This window comes from Anaerolinea thermophila UNI-1 (genome assembly GCF_000199675.1).
Taxonomy (GTDB): Bacteria; Chloroflexota; Anaerolineae; order Anaerolineales; family Anaerolineaceae; genus Anaerolinea; species Anaerolinea thermophila.
The window spans coordinates 2438669-2458070 of record NC_014960.1; the positions used below are offsets into that span (position 1 = coordinate 2438669).

Annotated in this window: 19 protein-coding genes and 1 pseudogene; 5 read left to right on the forward strand and 15 right to left on the reverse strand. The window is 52.1% G+C overall.

Features of this window, described 5'->3' with window-relative positions:
• Positions 1–12: 12 nt before the first annotated feature.
• The 6 genes from ANT_RS11005 to ANT_RS11030 form a co-directional block, all read right to left on the reverse strand.
• Positions 13–324, reverse strand: coding sequence for a hypothetical protein (locus tag ANT_RS11005; RefSeq protein WP_013560601.1), 312 nt, complete (start codon positions 322–324; stop codon positions 13–15).
• A 15-nt stretch (positions 325–339) separates the two neighbouring features.
• A complete protein-coding gene (locus ANT_RS11010; RefSeq protein WP_013560602.1) occupies positions 340–1851 on the reverse strand; it encodes a complex I subunit 5 family protein in 1512 nt (503 codons plus the stop codon).
• A gap of 3 nt (positions 1852–1854) precedes the next feature.
• Positions 1855–3603, reverse strand: a complete 1749-nt coding sequence (locus ANT_RS11015) for an NADH-quinone oxidoreductase subunit 5 family protein (protein WP_013560603.1) — start codon at positions 3601–3603, stop codon at positions 1855–1857.
• Positions 3604–3606: 3 nt separating this feature from the next.
• The gene (locus tag ANT_RS11020; protein ID WP_041454979.1) at positions 3607–3915 is read right to left on the reverse strand and encodes an NADH-quinone oxidoreductase subunit K; all 309 of its coding nucleotides are present in this window, start codon (positions 3913–3915) and stop codon (positions 3607–3609) included.
• The gene (locus ANT_RS11025) at positions 3915–4418 is read right to left on the reverse strand and encodes a hydrogenase subunit MbhD domain-containing protein (protein WP_013560605.1); all 504 of its coding nucleotides are present in this window, start codon (positions 4416–4418) and stop codon (positions 3915–3917) included. Before ANT_RS11025 ends, ANT_RS11020 begins: the two co-directional genes overlap by 1 nt.
• Before the next feature lie 181 nt (positions 4419–4599).
• Positions 4600–4893 carry a hypothetical protein gene (locus ANT_RS11030; protein ID WP_013560607.1) on the reverse strand — a complete coding sequence of 98 codons (294 nt, stop codon included), beginning with the start codon at positions 4891–4893 and terminating at the stop codon, positions 4600–4602.
• Positions 4894–5026: 133 nt separating this feature from the next.
• On the opposite strand from ANT_RS11030, the gene ANT_RS11035 reads away from it, so the two are divergent.
• Positions 5027–6907, forward strand: coding sequence for a glycoside hydrolase family 5 protein (locus tag ANT_RS11035; RefSeq protein WP_013560608.1), 1881 nt, complete (start codon positions 5027–5029; stop codon positions 6905–6907).
• A gap of 63 nt (positions 6908–6970) precedes the next feature.
• Here the strand turns inward: ANT_RS11035 and ANT_RS11040 are convergent, their stop codons facing one another.
• The 6 genes from ANT_RS11040 to ANT_RS11065 all read right to left on the reverse strand — a co-directional run bounded on the left by ANT_RS11040 (position 6971) and on the right by ANT_RS11065 (position 12760).
• Positions 6971–7681, reverse strand: a complete 711-nt coding sequence (locus ANT_RS11040) for a succinate dehydrogenase iron-sulfur subunit (protein WP_013560609.1) — start codon at positions 7679–7681, stop codon at positions 6971–6973.
• Positions 7682–7689: 8 nt separating this feature from the next.
• Entirely contained in the window at positions 7690–9483 is a 1794-nt protein-coding gene (locus tag ANT_RS11045) for an FAD-dependent oxidoreductase (RefSeq protein WP_013560610.1), read from the reverse strand.
• A gap of 15 nt (positions 9484–9498) precedes the next feature.
• The gene (locus ANT_RS11050; RefSeq protein ID WP_013560611.1) at positions 9499–9882 is read right to left on the reverse strand and encodes a succinate dehydrogenase, hydrophobic membrane anchor protein; all 384 of its coding nucleotides are present in this window, start codon (positions 9880–9882) and stop codon (positions 9499–9501) included.
• 9 nt (positions 9883–9891) lie between these two features.
• On the reverse strand, positions 9892–10311 hold the full coding sequence (sdhC, locus tag ANT_RS11055; RefSeq protein ID WP_049784893.1) for a succinate dehydrogenase, cytochrome b556 subunit: 420 nt from the start codon (positions 10309–10311) through the stop codon (positions 9892–9894).
• A 104-nt stretch (positions 10312–10415) separates the two neighbouring features.
• A complete protein-coding gene (locus ANT_RS11060) occupies positions 10416–11483 on the reverse strand; it encodes a transthyretin-like family protein (RefSeq protein ID WP_013560613.1) in 1068 nt (355 codons plus the stop codon).
• 107 nt (positions 11484–11590) lie between these two features.
• Complete coding sequence (locus ANT_RS11065; protein WP_013560614.1) at positions 11591–12760, reverse strand: NBR1-Ig-like domain-containing protein; 1170 nt, start codon at positions 12758–12760, stop codon at positions 11591–11593.
• Positions 12761–12855: 95 nt separating this feature from the next.
• Between ANT_RS11065 and ANT_RS16515 the strand changes: the two genes are divergently transcribed.
• The 3 genes from ANT_RS16515 (at position 12856) to ANT_RS11080 (ending at position 16342) form a co-directional block, all read left to right on the forward strand.
• Entirely contained in the window at positions 12856–15252 is a 2397-nt protein-coding gene (locus tag ANT_RS16515) for a TIGR04083 family peptide-modifying radical SAM enzyme (RefSeq protein ID WP_013560615.1), read from the forward strand.
• 74 nt (positions 15253–15326) lie between these two features.
• Positions 15327–15752, forward strand: a complete 426-nt coding sequence (locus ANT_RS11075) for an HIRAN domain-containing protein (protein ID WP_041454982.1) — start codon at positions 15327–15329, stop codon at positions 15750–15752.
• 68 nt (positions 15753–15820) lie between these two features.
• Positions 15821–16342, forward strand: coding sequence for an SET domain-containing protein (locus tag ANT_RS11080; RefSeq protein WP_041454984.1), 522 nt, complete (start codon positions 15821–15823; stop codon positions 16340–16342).
• Between the two features lie 60 nt (positions 16343–16402).
• On the opposite strand, the gene msrP is transcribed toward ANT_RS11080, so the two are convergent.
• From msrP to ANT_RS11095, 3 genes are read right to left on the reverse strand one after another with little or no spacing between them, the layout of a single operon-like run.
• Positions 16403–17320 carry a protein-methionine-sulfoxide reductase catalytic subunit MsrP gene (gene msrP / locus ANT_RS11085; protein WP_041454987.1) on the reverse strand — a complete coding sequence of 306 codons (918 nt, stop codon included), beginning with the start codon at positions 17318–17320 and terminating at the stop codon, positions 16403–16405.
• Positions 17321–17365: 45 nt separating this feature from the next.
• The gene (locus ANT_RS11090) at positions 17366–17950 is read right to left on the reverse strand and encodes a 3'-5' exonuclease (protein ID WP_013560619.1); all 585 of its coding nucleotides are present in this window, start codon (positions 17948–17950) and stop codon (positions 17366–17368) included.
• Positions 17951–17954: 4 nt separating this feature from the next.
• A complete protein-coding gene (locus tag ANT_RS11095; RefSeq protein WP_041454989.1) occupies positions 17955–18776 on the reverse strand; it encodes a hypothetical protein in 822 nt (273 codons plus the stop codon).
• Between the two features lie 78 nt (positions 18777–18854).
• Between ANT_RS11095 and ANT_RS17885 the strand changes: the two are divergent.
• Positions 18855–19397 (forward strand): annotated as a pseudogene (locus tag ANT_RS17885) (pseudouridine synthase); the annotation flags it as partial.
• Between the last annotated feature and the right edge of the window lie 5 nt (positions 19398–19402).

Genomic DNA, 19402 nt, shown 5'->3' on the forward strand with positions numbered 1-19402 from the left:
GCCTCCTGTCTTTTACCCGAGCAATAAAACCAGCAAACCAATTGCCAGTCCAACGCCGTAAATCAGGGAAGCGGTAGAGAACTGACTCAAACCCAAAACGAGCATTCCCAAATGTAACAGAGCGAAGAACAGGGCAACCAGAAAGAAAGGACGATATCCAGGGGCCGCCAGATAAGTTGGCGCTTCTTCACCCGAGGCGTATAACTGACTCTTCAGAGGATCACGGTGGTAAATTCCCGCCAATTGCCGTCCGAACCAGACAATCAGCAGAACCACACCGATATAAATCAAGAGTGCTACCGGGGGCGTTAAGAGTATCTCCATAAGATTCTCTACCTCCTATCGAAAGCCAAATGCCGACAGAAAGCCCGATGCCGCCGATGCGTTCAAAGGCATCATCCAGCCGGGGAAGAAGCCAATCAACACAATGGCAAAGGTCAAAACCAGCAAGGGAAGGGAGATCAAAAGGGCAATAGGCTGACCATGCTGCACGACTTCAGAGGGTTGATTGCGATACATGCGGTTGATGAGCGGTGCGTAATACCCGAGAGAGAGCACACTGTTCAACCCGGCAAAGATGATCAACCACAACAATGGCGTACTGCGCACCTCGGCACCTGCCACAAAAATCTGCCATTTGGAGACAAACCCCGCCAACGGCGGCAAGCCACCCAGCGCCAGCAAAGCCACACTGAGCGCAAAGGCGGTCAGAGGGTATTTCTTGCTGGCACCATCCAGATCCGAGACCATCAACGGCGCATGGCTGCCTTTGGTAATGTAAAGCGCATACAGGAAAGCCCCAACGGCTAAGAAAGCCAGTCCTTTCATCAAGGCATGGTTGAAGAGATGGTAAAAACCGCCTTCTGCGCCATCGGCAATGCCGTATGCCATGGCTACCCCAAAACCAACCAGCATATACCCGACCTGGGCTACACTGGAATACGCCAGCATGCGCTTGACCTCTTCCTGCCGAAGCGCCATCAGGTTGCCGATGAGCATATTGATGGCCCCAAAGGCTAACAGCAACGCTCCCCATGCCGAGGAAACCTGAGAGAGCGCTCCCAATGCGCGTAATAATGCCACCAGACCGCTTTCAATGACCACTCCCGAAAGCATGGCACTGATCCCGCTGGGGGCGCGGGAGTGAGCATCGGGCAACCAGGTGTGCAACGGTGCAAGGGCAATCTTCACCCCAAACCCTACCACAAACAGCGCACCTGCCGCCAGTCCGAACAGCCCGGAGTCTGCCATCAGGGAGGGGATTTCCTGCAAATCGAGCGTCATGGTTTTGGCAAAGACCAGGGAAATCCCATGCAGAATCATGATGGAGCCGACCGCTGACTGAACCAGATATTTAACGGTCGCCTCCAACGCCCCCTTCTGATGGTGGTAAAAAGCCACCAGCAGGTACGAGGTAATTGCCATGGCTTCAAACCACACCCACAAATTGAACAGATCGCGGGTGCACCCCAAACCAATCATGGTGGCAGAAAGAGCCGGCAGAAGGGCGTAATACTTTTCCTCATCCTCCTCTCCACGAATGTAAGGGAAGGAGAAAATGGTCACCAGGGTGGAAAGCACCCAAACGGTGATCGCAAGGAATAGCCCCACCCCATCCATTTGAAGGACGATTCTGCCGATTTTCAAATCCACAGGGCCGATTTCGAGGACGTATCTTCCCAGAGTGTAAAGCGGGAAAGACATTCCCAAATACGCAATCAAAGTAAACCAGCGAGCAAACCAGAGTCCATTTCCCCGGCGCAATACACTCAGGCGTCCTATCAGATAGATGACAGGGGAAGCCGCCAGAGGAATGAGAAGGAGCAACAAAAGAGCCCGTCCAGCATCCATGATTTACGCTCCCAGCGAAAGAATGACCACGACCACCAGCAACGTCAACGCAATTGCCAGAACATTCCAGTTCAAGACACCGGTTTGCAGGTTCCGCAAATCCTCGGCAACCTGCATGGTGGTACGCACAATGGCTTGATTGAGCCATTCGAAACCGAACGATTGCCGGGCAATTTGCCCAATTCCGGCAAAGACCTCTTGCCATAGACGCAAGGCATCGCGGAATACCCAGAAGAGAATACCCAACCCCACCACGCCAAGTGCAATCCAGGTGGCTGGCGCAAGGATGACCTCTTCCAGAATTTCCACAAGCGTGAGGGCATGAATTTCATGGTAGGGCAGAGTTTTCTCCAAAAGATGCGCAAAATTACCCGCCAGAAGCCATGAGAGGAGCGTACCGGCGGCTAAGGGAGCCAACGCTGTTTTCATAGCGGGACCAGCATCATGGACATGAGAATGGCTATGGGCTTCTCCGTAAAACACCATCCAAACGCATCGGAAGGTGTACAGAGCCGTCAAACCAGCGGTGAAAAGCATTACCCCAAACATCCAGGTTGCGCCGCCCTGCAAACCCGCTTCCAGGACAAGTTCTTTGCTCCAGAAGCCATTCAGCACGGGAATGCCCGCCAAAGCCAGCGCACCGATGACAAACACCGTGCGCACAAAGGGCATTTGCTTTCCCAAACCGCCCATTTCACGCATATCTCGCGTGCCTGCGGCATGAATGACTGCACCAGCCCCCAGGAACAAGAGGGCTTTGAAAATGGCATGAGAGAACAAATGGAACTGGCTGGCAAATACTCCACCCGCCCCCACTGCATAGACCATGTAACCCAACTGACTGACCGTGGAATAAGCAAGCACTCGCTTAAGATCGGTAGCCACCAGTGCCATCAAGCCCGCCAGTAGAGCGGAAAGCATTCCCACCACCATTACCGCTTCTCGCCAACCAGGAACTCCGGCAAAGGCAGGATAAAAACGTGCCAGCAGGTACACCCCGGCATTGACCATGGTAGCGGCATGAATCAGGGCACTGACCGGGGTTGGGGCTTCCATAGCATCGGGCAACCAGGTTTGAAAGGGGAACTGCGCCGATTTCGCCGCTGCGGCGACTAGGAACCCAAAGGCAATGATGCCCAGCACATTGGAAGGCAAAGCACCAGCCTTCTCTAAAAGAACATTGACTTCCACTGTGCCGAGGTAACTGTAGGAAAGGATGGCACCAATCAACAACCCGATACCGCCTACCTGGGTCATAATCAGGGCTTTGATACCGCCGGCTACGGCTTTGGGGTCATCGTTATAAAAAGAGATCAATGCATAGGAACACAGGGCAGTCATTTCCCAGAAAGCAAACATCAGGAAAAGATTGCCCGTCAGCACCAAACCGGACATGCTCCCGATGAAGAAAAGCACCAGGGAGTAATAACGCCCTAACTGGGCTTCGTTATGCATGTAATCCACCGAGAAAATGACCGCCAGGGAACCAATCACCGTAGCAATGGCGGCAAGAAATACTCCCAAGCCATCGGGGCGGAAGGTAAAATTCCCAAATGCCCCTCCAATAGAAAGTACCACCAGTTCATCCCGAGAGGCAAACCCCAGCAAGACTAACCCGGCTACCCCGCCAGCCACCGAAAACCCCACCGCCAGGCTGTGCTGAAGGCGCGGATGGTCATTCCCCACCAGCCAGACAAAAAGTGCTCCCGCCCAGGGGAGAAGGATTGTGAGAAGCAAAATGCCCGCGGTCAACGCTCACCTCCGCAACGACATGAGTGCATGAACATCCAGCGTACCAAATTTGCGACGAATCTGCACCGCCAGCGCGAGGGCTACCACTGCCACAATGGTATCGGCAACAATTACCGTCAGGGCAATGCTCTGTCCAACATCGATCTGGCTGGCAAGTTTTCCTGCCAGCACCAGCGCCAGAAAAGCACCCTTGACGGCAATCTGTAAGCCCACCACCACCTTAATGAGATTTCGGCTGATCAGGATGCAGTAAATGCCAATTCCCAACAAAGCCAGTACTACTACCAGGACAATATTAGGCAGGTAAAACATCACTCACTCTCCTCGTGAGATTTTCTTTGTTCGCCAATCAGCCCTAACACCGCCAGCGCGCCAGCAAAGAAAAGCACCACCTGCATCAGGGTATCCACGCGGCGGTCTTCCCACAACACAGAACGAAACAGGCCTGCCAGAACTCCGGTTTGTTCCAGCACAGCGCGCATCCGTTCACTTTGCAGAGTCGGCATAATCATCCAAACCAGCAAACCCATGGAGAAAACCACCGCAAACCACGCCAGGGGGCGTGGAACCAGAGATTGGCGGGTAAGCGACTCGTCTCCGGCAATATTGATGGCAAATACGAAGAGAACCGTCACCAGTCCGGCGCCAACGCTGAGTTCGACGACAGCAACTTCTGCTGCGCCCACCCGATACATCATCCACGAGACCAGCGCACTGGTCAGTGCTAACCAAAGAGCGGAGACCAGCAAGCGGTTTTCCTGCATTGCCTTAACAGCACAGAACAGGATGCCTGCACCAATTAATAAATCCAGCATGAGGCATGCCTCCGGGGAAAAATTATGCTTCTTCGCTTATACTTCAAACGACCGGTAAATGTCATGTGATAGGTTTCCAGAAAGTAAAGGTAATTTATCATCAAATTGTATATACATATCCACAATTAAAATGAACGGGGTAGAGAAAACAAACTCTACCCCTCTGGGGAATAGAAAGGTATTAAATTCGTTCAAACCCTCTGCGAACATGGAAGTGAAGACGTTCCGGTACACTTCCCATATCGCAAAAGAGGGCTTCACACGCCTCTGTTTTCTTTTCTTCTACCGCCTTTCTAAAGGCTTTTTCACTGCGCCAGAGGGTCACAATTTGCCAGAGATTGGGCTGGTCTTCGCTCTGCAACAAAAAGGTTTCCAGCACTTCCTCCGGTTTGGAAAGAAGCAATTTTTCGTACTCGGTTTGCAAACGCCCCCAGTTTTCACGACTAACCTGTCCCCGCAAAATAGTCGCGTACATTCTTTTCACCTCCTTTCCATGGAGGACTTCTTCTATAATCATTATAGCAATCTTGCGTGTGTTTTTCTCTTGCCATTCGACTAAAACCGTCCTGCCAAAAAGCATATCTACATCTTGAGGAGGGAGTAAAGCCATGGAGATCAAGACAGGAAATCTACGGTTTGTGGATGAATACGGACGAACACTCATACTGCGCGGTGTAAATCTGGCTGGGAGCAGTAAAGTTCCCTATCCCAAAGGTGCCACCTATCGGCGGGAAGGCTTCTTTGACCATCGCAATGTGTCGTTTATCGGACGTCCTTTCCCACTGGAACAAGCCCGGGAGCACTTTCAGCGTCTTAAGACGTGGGGATTTACTTTTCTGAGATTTCTGGTCACCTGGGAAGCCATAGAACATGCAGGACCAGGAATCTACGACGAAGCCTATCTGGAATACATTCATGAGGTCCTGCGCATCGCCGCAGAGTACGAGATACGGGTTTTCATTGACCCCCATCAGGATGTCTGGTCTCGCTTTACCGGTGGAGATGGCGCCCCCGGCTGGACGCTGGAAATAGTGGGTTTTGACCTGACCCGCCTGCACGACACCGGTGCGGCGATTGTGCATGCCCTCCATGGCGATCCCTTCCCTAAAATGATCTGGCCCACCAATGCCCACAAACTGGCTGCCGCAACCATGTATGCGCTTTTCTTTGCGGGGAAGGACCTGGCGCCTCAAACGACCATTGAGGGGGAATCGGCACAGGAATTTTTACAACGGCATTATATCGCCGCCATACGAAAAGTGGCACATACTTTGAAAGATTTACCCAACGTCGTAGGCTTTGATACCATGAACGAGCCTGCAAAAGGTTATATTGGGGTCAAAGACCTGCGGAACTGTTGCGGACGCCTGCGTTTTGGAGATTTTCCCACCCCACTGCAATCCATGTTGCTGGCTTCTGGAATTCCACAGGAAGTGCACATTTGGGATATTGACCTGCGTGGAAACCGTCGTGTTGGTAAACGTTTACTCAATCCCCGAGGAGTACGTTTGTGGAAAGAAGGGTTTGAGGATATCTGGAGAATCAATGGCATTTGGGATTATGGTCCTGATGGCACACCGCGCCTACTGCGTCCACATCATTTTTACGAGAAAGACGGCCACGTCTTTGACTTCAACCAGGACTTCTATCGCCCCTTTGCCAACCGCTTTGCACGTGAAATTCGAGAAGAAATGCCAGAGGCAATCATTTTTCTTGAAACAGAACCTTCCAGCCCCGCACCGAGATGGGGAGCAGATGACGTTCAGAATATTGTCTATGCGCCACACTGGTATGATAGTATCACTCTCATTTTGAAAGAATACTACCCCTGGATTGGTGTGGATTTCTTTACTGAAAAGTTAATTTTTGGAAAAAAAGCCATCCAGCGCTCTTTCCGCCAGCAACTTCACCGGTATATCGAAGAAGCGCAACAGTACTTAATGGGTTGTCCGGTGCTGATTGGCGAAGTGGGCATTCCTTTTGATTTGTCCAGGAAACGTGCCTTTCGAACCGGGGATTACTCCGCGCAAATTCAAGCCATGAATCGTTCACTGCGAGCGCTGGAAGAGAATCTGCTATCGTACACCATCTGGAACTACACCCCGGACAACGACCGCGAACATGGAGATCAATGGAACGATGAAGACCTCTCTATCTTCAGCCGTGATGACCAGAAGAACCCCACTGACATCCATTCCGGTGGAAGAGCGCTGGAATCCGTGTTGAGGCCCTACCCAATTGCCACTGCCGGAGACCCGGTTGCTCTCTCCTTTGATATTCGCACTAAAGTGTTTGAATATACCTTCAAACCCAATGTATCTATTTCCATGCCCACCGAGTTGTATGTTCCCCAATATCAATACCCCAACGGATTTACGGTGGAAGCCCCCCATGCCCGGCTGGAGATCCTTCCTGGGGAACAAAAAGTAAAGGTATGGGTCACACAATCCGGAGAAGCCTACCGTTTGAGAATTTTCCCCATCCGTTAAGAATAAATCCGGGCTGTCCTGGAAAGAGCCACCAGACAGCCCGGAAATGTTATTTTTTACCCACTACTCAATTTTCCCGGTAATAATGGCTTTCTTGACTTCAGCAATGGCCTGGGTAATGTGAATCTCCCGCGGACAGGCTTCTGTACAGTTGAACGCCGTACGGCAGCGCCACACCCCCATTTGCTCGTTAAGGATATTCAGACGTTTTTCGGCGGCGCGATCACGACTATCAAAGATAAAACGATGCGCGTTGACGATTGCCGCCGGTCCCACATAGCGGTCATCTGCCCAGAAAGACGGGCAGGAAGTGGTGCATGCCGCGCAGAGGATGCACTTGGTGGTGTCCTCAAAGCGCAGTTGCTGTTCCGGGGATTGGAGGCGCTCTTTCCCATCCTCAGGAAGAGGCTCATCGTTGATCAGATAAGGCAAGACAGAGCGGTAATTCTCAAAGAAGGGTCCCATGTCCACAATTAAGTCTTTGATGACCCGCAATCCCAGGAGCGGTTCAACCGTGATGGTGTCGGCATTGAGGTTTTTCACCAGGACCTTACATGCCAGATAATTACGCCCGTTGACACGCATGGCATCGGAACCACACACTCCATGCGCGCATGAGCGGCGCAGGGCAAGGGTGGGGTCAAAATCGGCTTTGATGTATTCAAGCAAATCCAAAACCCGGTCATTGGGGTCCACGTCCATGATAAAGGTATCATAACGGGGCTTTTGATCCCGTTCCGGGTCGAAGCGGAAAACACGCAATTTGACCTGCATAACTCCTCCTAGTAAGTCCGCTCCTTAGGCTGGTATTTGGTAATCACCACAGGCTTGTAATCCAGGCGCACTGAGTCGCCCTCAAGCCAGGCAAGAGTGTGCTTCAACCAGTTGACATCGTCCCGCGCCGGGTAATCATCGCGGGCATGAGCGCCACGGCTTTCCCGACGTTCGAGCGCCGAACGGGTGGTCACCAGCGCCAGATCCAGCAAGTTCCCCAGTTCCCAGGTTTGCATCAATTCCATGTTGAACACCTTGCCCGAATCGGCAACCCGCACTTCGCGGAAGCGGGCACGCAGTTCCTGAATTTTCTCCATTGCCTGCGTCAGTCCTTCTTCAGTGCGGAATACACCAACCAAATCAAACATGGTCGAGCGCAGTTCCCGTCCAATCTGTGCGGCGCGTTCCTTACCGCTGCCATTGCGCAGGCGCTCAATTTGTTCCCTTACAAAAGCAGTTGGATCATCAGGTAAGGGTGTAAAATCAGCACCCAGCGCGTACTCGGCGGCGCGCAAGCCGGAATGTTTGCCAAAGACGATTAAGTCCACCAGCGAGTTCGTTCCCAGACGGTTCGCCCCATGCACTGACACACAAGCCACCTCCCCCGCGGCATACAAGCCCGGCAAGACAGTGTTGTTGGAGTCAATGACTACCTCGCCAAACTTATTGGTGGGAATGCCTCCCATAGCATAGTGGGCAGTCGGCTGTACCGGAATCGGTTGTTTGGTAGGATCAATCCCCAGGTAGGTGATGCAGAAATCGGTAATATCGGGAATCTTACTGCGGATTTCCTCGGCAGTCACCCGGTAAGGTGTGCCATCCGGGCGGGTACGCCCGTCCAGTTCAGCATACTTATTCACCGTTTCAGGGGTGACATCCAGGTAGAAGAAGCGCTGTCCGTTGACATCGTTACCGGCGCGAGTCTCCAGATACATGGCACGGCTGACCACGTCGCGGGACGCCAGATCCTTGATGCGCGGGGCGTATTTCTCCATGAAGCGTTCCCCTTTGGCGTTGAACAAAATCCCCCCTTCGCCGCGCACCGCTTCGGTGATGAGAATGCCCAGTTTATAGATGCCGGTAGGATGGAACTGGAAAAATTCCATATCCTCCAGAGGAATACCGCGGCGGGCAACCACCGCGGCGCCGTCGCCTGTGTAGGCATAAGCGTTGGAAGTGATTTCCCACATGCGCCCATGCCCGCCGGTAGCAATGATGACGGCTTTTGCCTGAAAGACGTGCAGTTCGCCGGTCGCCAGTTCCACAGCCACCACTCCCGCCACCTTGCCATCGCGGATCAGCACATCCATGACCTGAAATTCATCATAGAAGACAATCTGGTTCTTGATGCACTGCTGATAAAGGGTTTGCAGAATCATGTGTCCGGTGCGGTCAGCGGCGTAGCAGGAACGGCGCACCGGCTTGCCGGTCACGTTGTTGGTGTGTCCCCCAAAGGGACGTTGCGCAATACGTCCATCGGCGGTTCGGGAAAAAGGCAATCCCATATGCTCAAGGTCATAGACTGCCTGCACGGCTTCGTTGCACATAAACTCAATGGCATCCTGATCGCCCAGGTAGTCCGAGCCCTTGACCGTATCAAAGGTGTGCCACTCAGGGCGGTCTTCTTCCAGATTGCCCAAGGCGGCGCCAATGCCCCCTTGTGCCGCTCCCGTATGCGAACGCACCGGATAGAGTTTACTGATCACTGCCGTTTTTGCCGTGCGTGAAGCATACATCGCAGCCATTAACCCGGCACCACCACCACCCACCACAATCACATCATACTGATGAAGGTTTTCCATAGACGTTTTTTCTCCTCATCCTCCAATGGGTTGGTTAATCGCCAGCAAAGCAATGGCTCCCATCAAGGTAATGACAAACCAGACCACCAGCAAGACAATACTAACAATCTGGAAAGTTTTTGGATTGCGAATATAGTCCCGAACCACCTGCCTTACGCCATTCATGCCATGAGCAAAGGCAAACCCTAGCAGGAAAATGTCATAAATCTTCCATCCCAGGTTGGCAATACGTTGAATGGCATACTCTGAAGTTATGCTGTGGACTCCTACGACCACATCCTGGAGAATCATATGCCCCCAAGCCAACGGGATGAGCAGGAAGGCACTGTAACGCATCCACAGCCATGCGGTTTGCTCAAACGTTCGTTTGACTTTTACTGGTCGAGTCGTCGTTGTCATGGCTTCCTCCTATCCCCCGAACAACCCATAATTGTGATACAGCAACTTATACAGCATATAGCCCGCAGATGGCAGCCACAACACCAGGGTGACGATGAGGGCAACATAGGTCGATCGGCGGGTCTTCTCTATAGTCCAGTTTTGCGGGGCAAATAAGTCCAGGTAAGCAATACGCAGCCCGTTTACACCATGGAAAAAAAGGCAGAACACCAGGGCAATTTCACCCAAGCCAAAAATGGTGGAGCGATACACATTCAGCACCTCATCGTACAACTGCGGCGCAAAATAGACAAACGAAGTATCTACAATGTGAATCGCCAGGAAGAGAACGACCCCCAAACCCGTAATACGATGAAGCAGGAATGACCAGTGACCTTCCCGACCCCGGTAACTGGCATAGCCCTCCAGGGTGGTCTTCATGGATGACATAGGCACACCTCCACTCAAACAGGATGAATTTGGGCTAAATTCTTCACTTCTATTGTAGCAAGAAAAAGAAAATTCGCCAGTTTGATTATGGGGACACTTTTGGGTTAACCCGAAATCGCACTGGCAGGGGGAAGAAGGGGCTGATACTTCAAGGCAAAAAAACCATAAAGGGGAATAGTCCGCTCATTACCCACACGCTGGAAACAACGCAGTCCTTCCTTCCCCTGCCCGGCATCGACTTTGTGGGCTTCAATGAACACATCATCTCGCCCCGGGTAGTTGGGGTCGTAAATATACAGTCGAATCTGCCCGGTGGCAGGGCGTTCGTAACGCAAAGCCAGAACCTGATGATTCTGCCAGACCTGATGAGTATCACGCCACTTAACATATTGAATCCCCAGAGGAACAGGGGTAAAGTTGTTGAGGCGTGCACGGATTTTTTCAAATTCGTCCAGGGTGCGCTTGAGTGTCCCCTTCTCACCTTCATCGGGCAAGCCCATCCACTCAATGAAACGACGGATGACCTCCCCAAACCTGCCAAACGAGTCCAGTTGGCGCTGGTAAAGGTATTGATGCAGGGGGGAACCCGTTGGCGGAACCTGTGTACGGGGTGGCACAGGCAGGTTGAAGAAGAAAAAATCCAGTGCCGCGGCAGACATTCCACCGCATAAACCGTACACGCTGTTGGATTGACTTTCAGGGAAAAAGGGAATGCTGAAAGGCAGGAAAAAACCGGGAAATGAATTCACAAAGCGAAACCCATGGGTAGAGGGCTGAAATGGCTTTTGCGCCACTTCGGGAAGAACGTACGTATGATGAAGAGACTTTAAATCCGCCACTGCTTTGACTTCCTGGTCCTGAAGGGCGTATTGAAAAAGAAGATAAGGTATAAAAGTATCATTCGGATCGGGTTCAAGAATCTCGCGCTCTACAGGCGTCCAATCCCAGGGTGGATTGCGCGGTTCTACCCGCCTCACCAGGTGAACATCTCGCGCACGGGAGGGGTCGTATTCTACGGTAAAGAACCCCTGCGCATCGCTTGTTCCAGGGGTAATGGTCAGGTCATCGTCTTCGCCATCGGGCGCATCGCGGTCAAACAAGCGCACCTGCACTCCCGAAGCGGCAACCCCATTGGCAAAGATTACCCGGGCAGAATAAAATGAGGAAGGCATGGATTTTCTCCCAACCCTGTATTTTCTCCATTATCGCACAAAATTCATCTGATTAAAACAAAATCCCCCTTGCGGGCAATCTCCACACAAGGGGGAAAACGCAAATTTTATGGGGTGGCTGTCGGTGGGGTAGTTGGTGTAGGCGTGGGCGGCACATTGAGGATTCGCGGCATGAGCCAGAGGGCGCGGTCACCATCGGCAGAGCCATTCGCCAGCACTGTAAGGATGAAGCGAACATCATTGCCTGCCAGGGCATTCAAATCCACGTCCACACTGGTAAAACTGCCCTCGTAACTCTCATTCCAGAAAGCCAGTGTTTGAATCGCTCCATCCCCGATCTGGTAATCCAGTTGGAAGCGCACATTACAATTCTTGGCGTTATATTCACAGCCCACTATGGCGCGGAAACGATCTCCCGACTTGATCTTAATCGCGGGATATTTGCCACGAATGACCCCATCATTGATGTTCTGCGGGGCAGTCAGTAAGGCAGGTTCATTATCCACCTGGCCATTTTCCAGTCGCGGCTTATCCAGATAAATTACAAAGCCCTTGGCATCGCCATCTTTGCCGCCACAAGTCAGGAACCCCGCTCCACTACTCCACTCGGCATTGCAGAAGTTGTACACAAAGTTGTAGCCATCGCCGGTGGCAGGTGGAACTACTTTAATCTCCACATAAAAAGCGAACTGTCCATTTGCACCGGTACCGAAGACCACGTTATTGGGATTGCGCAGTTTGAAATTTCCCCGATATGTACCGGGTTGAGAGGGAGCGGTAAGCGGCACAGTAATATCTACCGTCTGCCCGGGTGCCACCGGACCGGTTAAATTAACCGCCGCAGAAGCCCCCATGGCATTTCCATCCACAAACACCACCGCGTAATCCTTCGTCCATGTGCACGAACCGGTGTTCTTAATGCGCCAGGTCTTGTTAAATTTCTGTCCGGGCGCCATGACCGTACCGTCCGGAATGTTCACATCTCCAACAAAAGCAGCAGCGTCACAGGGAATGGGAACAGGGGTTGCCGTAGGACTGGGCGCAGGGGTATTCGTAGGACCCGGGGTAGCCGTCGCCGGAACCAGAGTCGGAGCAGGCGTACCCTGTTCTTGGGTTGGGTTGGCGGCTACCTGCGTCATCATGGCTTCCAGGGTTTGTGCTGCCAGGGTACTGGCAAGGTTTTGAGGTGTACTGGTCGGGGCAATGGGAAGATTGCACGCTGTAAACACTAAAATGGATACTAAAATCACAGGAATTAACCAAATCCTCTTCTTCATCCTCTTTCTTCCTTTCCTTTTCTTGCTCAGAAAATAAGACGTTCAAAATATGGGAAAGTTCCAGAAGAACGTTTGTGTCTTTGATGATTATAATCATGAATATGACCCTGCATCGCATGATTGTGCCTTCATCGGGCTGTCCGGCATCCTGTCAATATTGTTTTGGACCCCATCAAAAAGACAAAACGATGAACAAACAGGTGCTGGAAAGAACTGCATCCTGGCTGGGAGAGGAAAAAGCCTCAACGCTTGAAATCACTTTTCATGGCGGCGAGCCGTTGACTGCAGGGGTAAAATTTTTTCGAAACGCATTCGATGTTCTACAAAATCAAAACCCTGAGAAGAACATTCGCTTTAATTTGCAGTCCAATCTCTGGCTGTTGAATGATGCCCTGATAGATTTATTTGCCGAGCACCGGGTCTCGATGGGAACCAGTCTGGACGGTCCTGAACACATCAACGATGCTCAGCGCGGGAAAGGGTACTTCCGCCGCACCATGCTGGGAATTGAAAAAGCCCGCCGGAAAGGGCTGGCAGTGGGATGCATTGTGACTTTTACCCGTCAAAGCGCGGAACAATGGGAAGAAATTCTTGAGTTTTTCATCCGCGAAGGGCTGAACATCTCCATTCATCCAGCCCAACCCATGCTGAACGGAGCGGGACACGTCACACCCGAATGGGTGCTTCCCCCTCAACGATATGGAGAGTTGCTGGTACAGGTGCTCCCCTATTACCTGAAGAATATCAACAGAATTCGCATTGAAACGCTGGATGCCATTGCTCGTTCAATTGCCCGGGGGAAAGGGGGAATCTGTACCTTTGGCGATTGTTTGGGTGGGTATCTTACCGTTGGTCCGGATGGGAGCGTGTATCCCTGTCAGCGGTTTATGGGAAACCCGCACTATCGCATGGGAACCATTTGGCAAAGCCAGGAGCAAATCCAGCAATCCCCGGTTTGGCAAGCCTTTTTACAACGCCAAAAAGCCATCCAGGAACGATGTGGCGATTGTCCCTTTGTGGATATTTGCCGCGGCGGGTGTCCATATAACGTTCTGGCGCAGAATCCGCAAGGATTTTCCAGTGAGATTCGCGACCCCTACTGCCCAGCCTACCAGCAAATCTTTACCGAGATCACCGAACAGGCAACCCGGGAAGCCTTTTCGGCGGAAAACCTTCAGGCAGTTGTGGACTCACCCACACCTCACCTGCTCCAAAAGGGCACTCTTCTCCATCTGATGAGCGGACGTCCGCACCCAACTGAAGCCATGACACACGCACGACAAACCCTGGCAGTGGTTGCTCTGGGTGCCTCTCAGAGTGTGGAGGAAGCCCATCAGCGGCTGAGCATGGCGGGGGTGATTGGCAACCCCGAGCGAGCCCGCAAAGCGCTGGAATCTCTGCATCAACGGCTTACTTCTCCTGAGAACTCACGCAACAATCTTTACCTCCATATCACTTTTGAGTGCCCTCTGCGTTGTAATCACTGTTATGCCAGAGGTGGACGACATTCACCCGCCTTCCCTGCAGAGAAAGCCATTGAACTGGCACAACAAGCCTCCAGGGCAGGCTTCCGCCATTTTGTCATCACCGGCGGAGAACCGCTTGTCCATCCTGAAATTTTCCCGCTACTGGAACACCTGGAAGGGTTGCAGCAGGATTTATCGCCTATGCGCATTGTTTTGCGCACCAGCCTGGTCTCTCCCCTTTCCGATGAACCAATGCGCCTTCTGGCAAATGCTCCCCATGAAGTTGTCGTCAGTCTGGATGGCGATCCGCAAACCCACAATGCCCGACGAGGGGAAAACGCTTATCAACGTACGGTGGAAAATCTTCAACGGCTTCTTTCCATGCATGGAAAAGCCGAGGTCTCTCTGGCAGCGGTTCTGCCTCTGTCCCAAGCCCGTGGCGCTGAAGGAGAACATGTTCGCGAACTGGCAAAGCGCCTGGGTATTCGGCGGGTGCGCATTCGCCCGCTCTTGCCGCTGGGCAGAGCCTCGCACACTTACCCGGATTTACCCGTTGAGGCAGTATGGTTCAGCATGACCGCTGAAGAACGACTGGCGTACGGTTTTACCCCCGCTTCTTCCTGCGGTTTGGGACAAAATCTGTATATTGAACCAGATGGCAATGTGTACCCCTGCTACGCCTTGAACTCCCCCTCATTGCGTCTTGGAAATGTGCTGGAAGTCAATGGAATAGAGAAAATTCTTTCCTCCTCTTTCTTCCAGAGTCTTTCCCATCATACGGTAGATACCCGTCAAACCTGTAAGGAATGCGCTTACCGCTATCTTTGCGGTGGAGCCTGCCGGGCATGGGATCGCAGAACTTTTCAAAGCCCTGAAGAACTGAATTCATCTCCAATGAATTGTGCATCTCTTAAGAATCGTGCGGAAACTTTACTGATTACTGCACTGAGGATTGCCGAAGTCCCGCCAGAGCGTTGGGAATTGGCAGGACTCCCTTTCCCCCATCATCTCCCAGAAAGCAGTTAAGGGTGTCTCCCAAGAACACTCCAAACGTTTGAAATTGGTTATAATCAAAAAAAGGCTTGACTCGGGGGAATCTTATGGACTCTCGAAGAGATTTTCTCAAAGCGCTCCTGGGGATGGTAGCAGGGACAATCATTGCGCCAATCGCCCGAAAAAAGATACCCAGCAGGCAGAAAATTGTATTGCTGGAAACCCACGTTGCCGGATTCCAGTATCACGAAGGGATGCGTCGAGGGGTAGCAAAAACGCTGAAGTCCGGGGTACCTCTAAAACTGGTGCGAGAACCGCAAAACCTATACGATGAAAACGCTATTGCTGTGCATACTCTGCAGGGGCAACACCTGGGATATATTCCGCGGAGTCTGAACGAAATTCCTGCCCGAATTGCTGATCAGGGCATTCCACTGGAAGCCAAAGTAGTCAAGTTTCATCCAAGAAACGAGCCCTGGGAACGCTTGCTCATTCGGGTGTATCAGGTCATTCCGGAAGAGGAAATTCTCTAGAAGTTATCCCTTGACCTCAAGCCATTCCCTGATATGATAGCCACCGACAAATGAAAAACGGAGAAACCATGAAGCAACCAGAACGTTATTCTTATCTTTCCCCCAAAGTAGAAGCCCGGCGCTGTCCCGATAAGGGTGGCTATGGAGTATTTGCACGTGAGAAAATCCACGCAGGTGAACTGATCACCGTATGGGGCGGCAGAGTAGTGACAGAAGAAGAACTGGACGAAGTTCCGATTGAACAGGCTACGCACGGCATTCAGGTAGATGAGGGAATCTACTTGATTCCACTGGGAATTGACGAACCTGCAGATATGTTCAATCATTCCTGCAATCCCAATGCCGGCTTGTTCGGGCAGATTGCACTGGTTGCCATGCGGGATATTGAACCCGATGAAGAGGTCTGCTTTGACTACGCCATGAGCGATAGCAGTCCGTATGACGAGTTTGAATGTCACTGTGGCGAGCCTACCTGCCGCGGAAAGGTCACCGGCAATGACTGGCAACTGCCCGAATTGCAAGCCCGTTACGAGGGATACTTCTCGCCCTACCTGCAACGGCGCATCCAGAAAATGCACAGTGGAAAATAATCAGAGATTGGTTAGCATGAAAAACGGAGCCTTTCTTATGGGCTCCGTTTCTTTTTCAAATCAGTAATTCCGTCGCAAGTCCATTCCCTCGTAAAGGGGGGCTACCTCATCATAACCATTGAATTTGAGCGTCGGGCGCCTGCCGGACTCCCCGATGCGGCGCTCGCTGGCTTGCGACCAGCGCGGATGTGGCACCTCAGGGTTGACATTGGCATAAAAACCGTACTCATCGGGAGAGGCTTCTGACCAGAAGGTGGGGGGCATATCGGCTTTCAGTTCAATTTTGACGATGGACTTAATGCTCTTGAAGCCATACTTCCACGGCACCACCAGGCGAATGGGAGCGCCATTTTGGGGAAGCAAATCCTTGCCATAAATGCCGGTGGCAAGGATGGTGAGGTCGTGCATGGCTTCATCCATGCGCAGTCCTTCCACATAGGGCCATTCAAACATCTTATTTTTCTGGCCCGGCATTTGCTGCGGATCGTACAAAGTGGTGAACTGCACAAAGCGAGCCTCTGAAGCAGGCTCCACTATTTTAAGAAGCTTATGCAAGGGGAAACCCACCCAGGGGATGACCATCGACCATCCCTCCACACAACGCAAACGATAAATGCGCTCTTCCTGATCGAACATCTTGCGAATTTTATCCAGGTCATATATGCCGGGATTGCGTACCAAACCTTCGACGCGCACTTCCCATGGAGAGGTTACCAGCCCGGCAGAGAGTTTGGCAACGGCTTCTTTGCTGAAACTGAACTCGTAAAAGTTGTTGTAGTTGGTAATTTCTTCGTAGGTATTGGGGCGATCCGGCATCGGTGTCGGAGTTGAAGCCGTTAAGGCACTTTCCCGGGATATCTGAGGCGCACATGCCGCCAGCAACGCCGCGCCTGCCAGCAAAGCGCCTTCCCGAAGAAAGCGCCGGCGGGAAAAATAGACATGCTCGGGGGTAATCTCAGATGATGGAATCTTTTCCATATGCACTACCTGTAAAACGACAAACTGCCTGTAAATATAACTCTTCTAGTACGGGACACCAGCCATGAAATGCAACAGCGCGCGGGTGAGTAGGGTATCTGCGGTGGCGCGGTGGGCATTAGGCAGAGTGATCCCGCAGTGCTTTCCCGCCGCATCCAGAGAGTGGTAGCGGTAAGCCCGGCGTTTCGGATCCCATTCTCCATAATATTCTGCGTACAGTTTCATCAGGTCAAAGGTTCTGAAACGGTCACGCCAGGGCAAACCGAGGCGCGCATGGGATTGCTGCATCATACGCAGGTCAAATTCCTCATTGTATATCACCACCACCCCTGCATTGAGCAGGATGGGACGGACTTCCTGCCAGACAATATGCCAGGGGCGGGCTTTCTGCACATCCTCATTGCTAATCCCATGCACGGCAATGGCATCGGGCGGGATCGGGCGGGTAGGGCGCACCAAACTCTCATAAACGACCTCTCCATTATCATTGACAATGGAGATTTCAATAATTTCATCCTGGGCACTTAATCCCGTAGTTTCCGTATCCAGGTAAATGGGATTATGCTTCAGCACTTCCCGAGCCACCTGAACGGCTCGCTGTCGTAAGGTAGGGGTAACGGTCGTACTCATCTCTCTATTCCAGTTTCCACATTGAAATTTGGTCTAAATCCACTCGAAAATTAGCGGTTTGATTCGCGGCTACAAATGCGCCAAAGTAAGGCGCGCTGTACGTTGCATCGTCAATTTCCTTAAGCAAAACTCCATTGGCATACAGGCGAAGGGTATTTCCTTTTGCCATCACTCCCAAGCGATTGGTTTGATTCGATCCAGATAAAATAGCAGGATCGGCAGTGAGGCTGACCAGTTCAGCATTCACGTTATTGTTAAAATCACGAGCATAGAGGTTATACCGCCCATCGCAGGTCACGCCAAAGAAATAAGCGCTGTTTTCTTTGCTGGCTCGGAAAACGATGCCGTACAAATCATTCCCGGCGCAATCGCGGGTGCGGAATACCTCTTCCACATACAAATTCACGGCAGGAGCGGCATAAGTTAACGTCCAGCCATGCCAGCCATTGGCGTTTCGCCCTACCAAAGCAATACTTCCCTCTTCCTCTTCAATTTTGGTGTTGTCGTTTTCGTACAGGTAGAAATTTTTGGCTGTATCCAGATTATCCTGCCAGAAAGGCGCACCTAACGCCAGCGCAGGATCGCCTGGGACGGGAGTGGGAGAAGGTGCAGGGAGAGTCGGAGAAGGCATCGAGGTGGGAGTTTGGGCAGGCGGGGCTGTATCTGTCGGCGGCAGAGTGGGCGTGGGTTGTTGGGTCATCAAAATGCTCACCTGCGTGGCAATCAGATCCACAGTGGGCGTGGGGGATTCCGCAGGAGATACCGGCAAATTACAGGCGCTCAGTCCAAGGATAAATACGAAAAAGATGGCAAGAATTTTCTTCATGTTTTTTGACCAATCTCCTCTTATTATAACCATTTCATCCCATTTCCATTTAAAATAGCATGAGAAAGGTGCTACATCATGAGGAAGAACGCAGAAAAGCAGGGAACATATCGGTATATCCTTTTTTACAAACCTTACGGGGTACTGACTGCCTTCACAGACCCCGAAGGACGTCCCACACTGAAAGACTGGATTCCCGTTCCGGATGTTTACCCCGCAGGACGGCTGGATATGGACAGCGAGGGACTGCTCTTCCTCAGCAACGATGGAGACCTGATGCACCGCATCACCGACCCGCGATATCAGCATCCCAAAACGTATCTGGTTCAGGTAGAAGGAGTTGTTTCCGGTGAAGCGCTGGCAAAACTGCGCCGAGGGGTAGAGGTAAAAGGCAGGCAAACCCAGCGCTGTCAGGTAATGGTCATTCCTGAACCGGACCTCCCACCACGCGCCAAGCCTGTAACCCCTCACGGACCCACCACCTGGCTGCGCATGGTTCTTACCGAAGGCAAAAAGCGCCAGGTACGCCACATGACCGCCGCAGTGGGACATCCCACCTTGCGGCTGGTGCGTGTGGCAATTGGTCCGCTTTCCCTGGAAGGGCTTACCCCGGGCGAGTGGCGTGA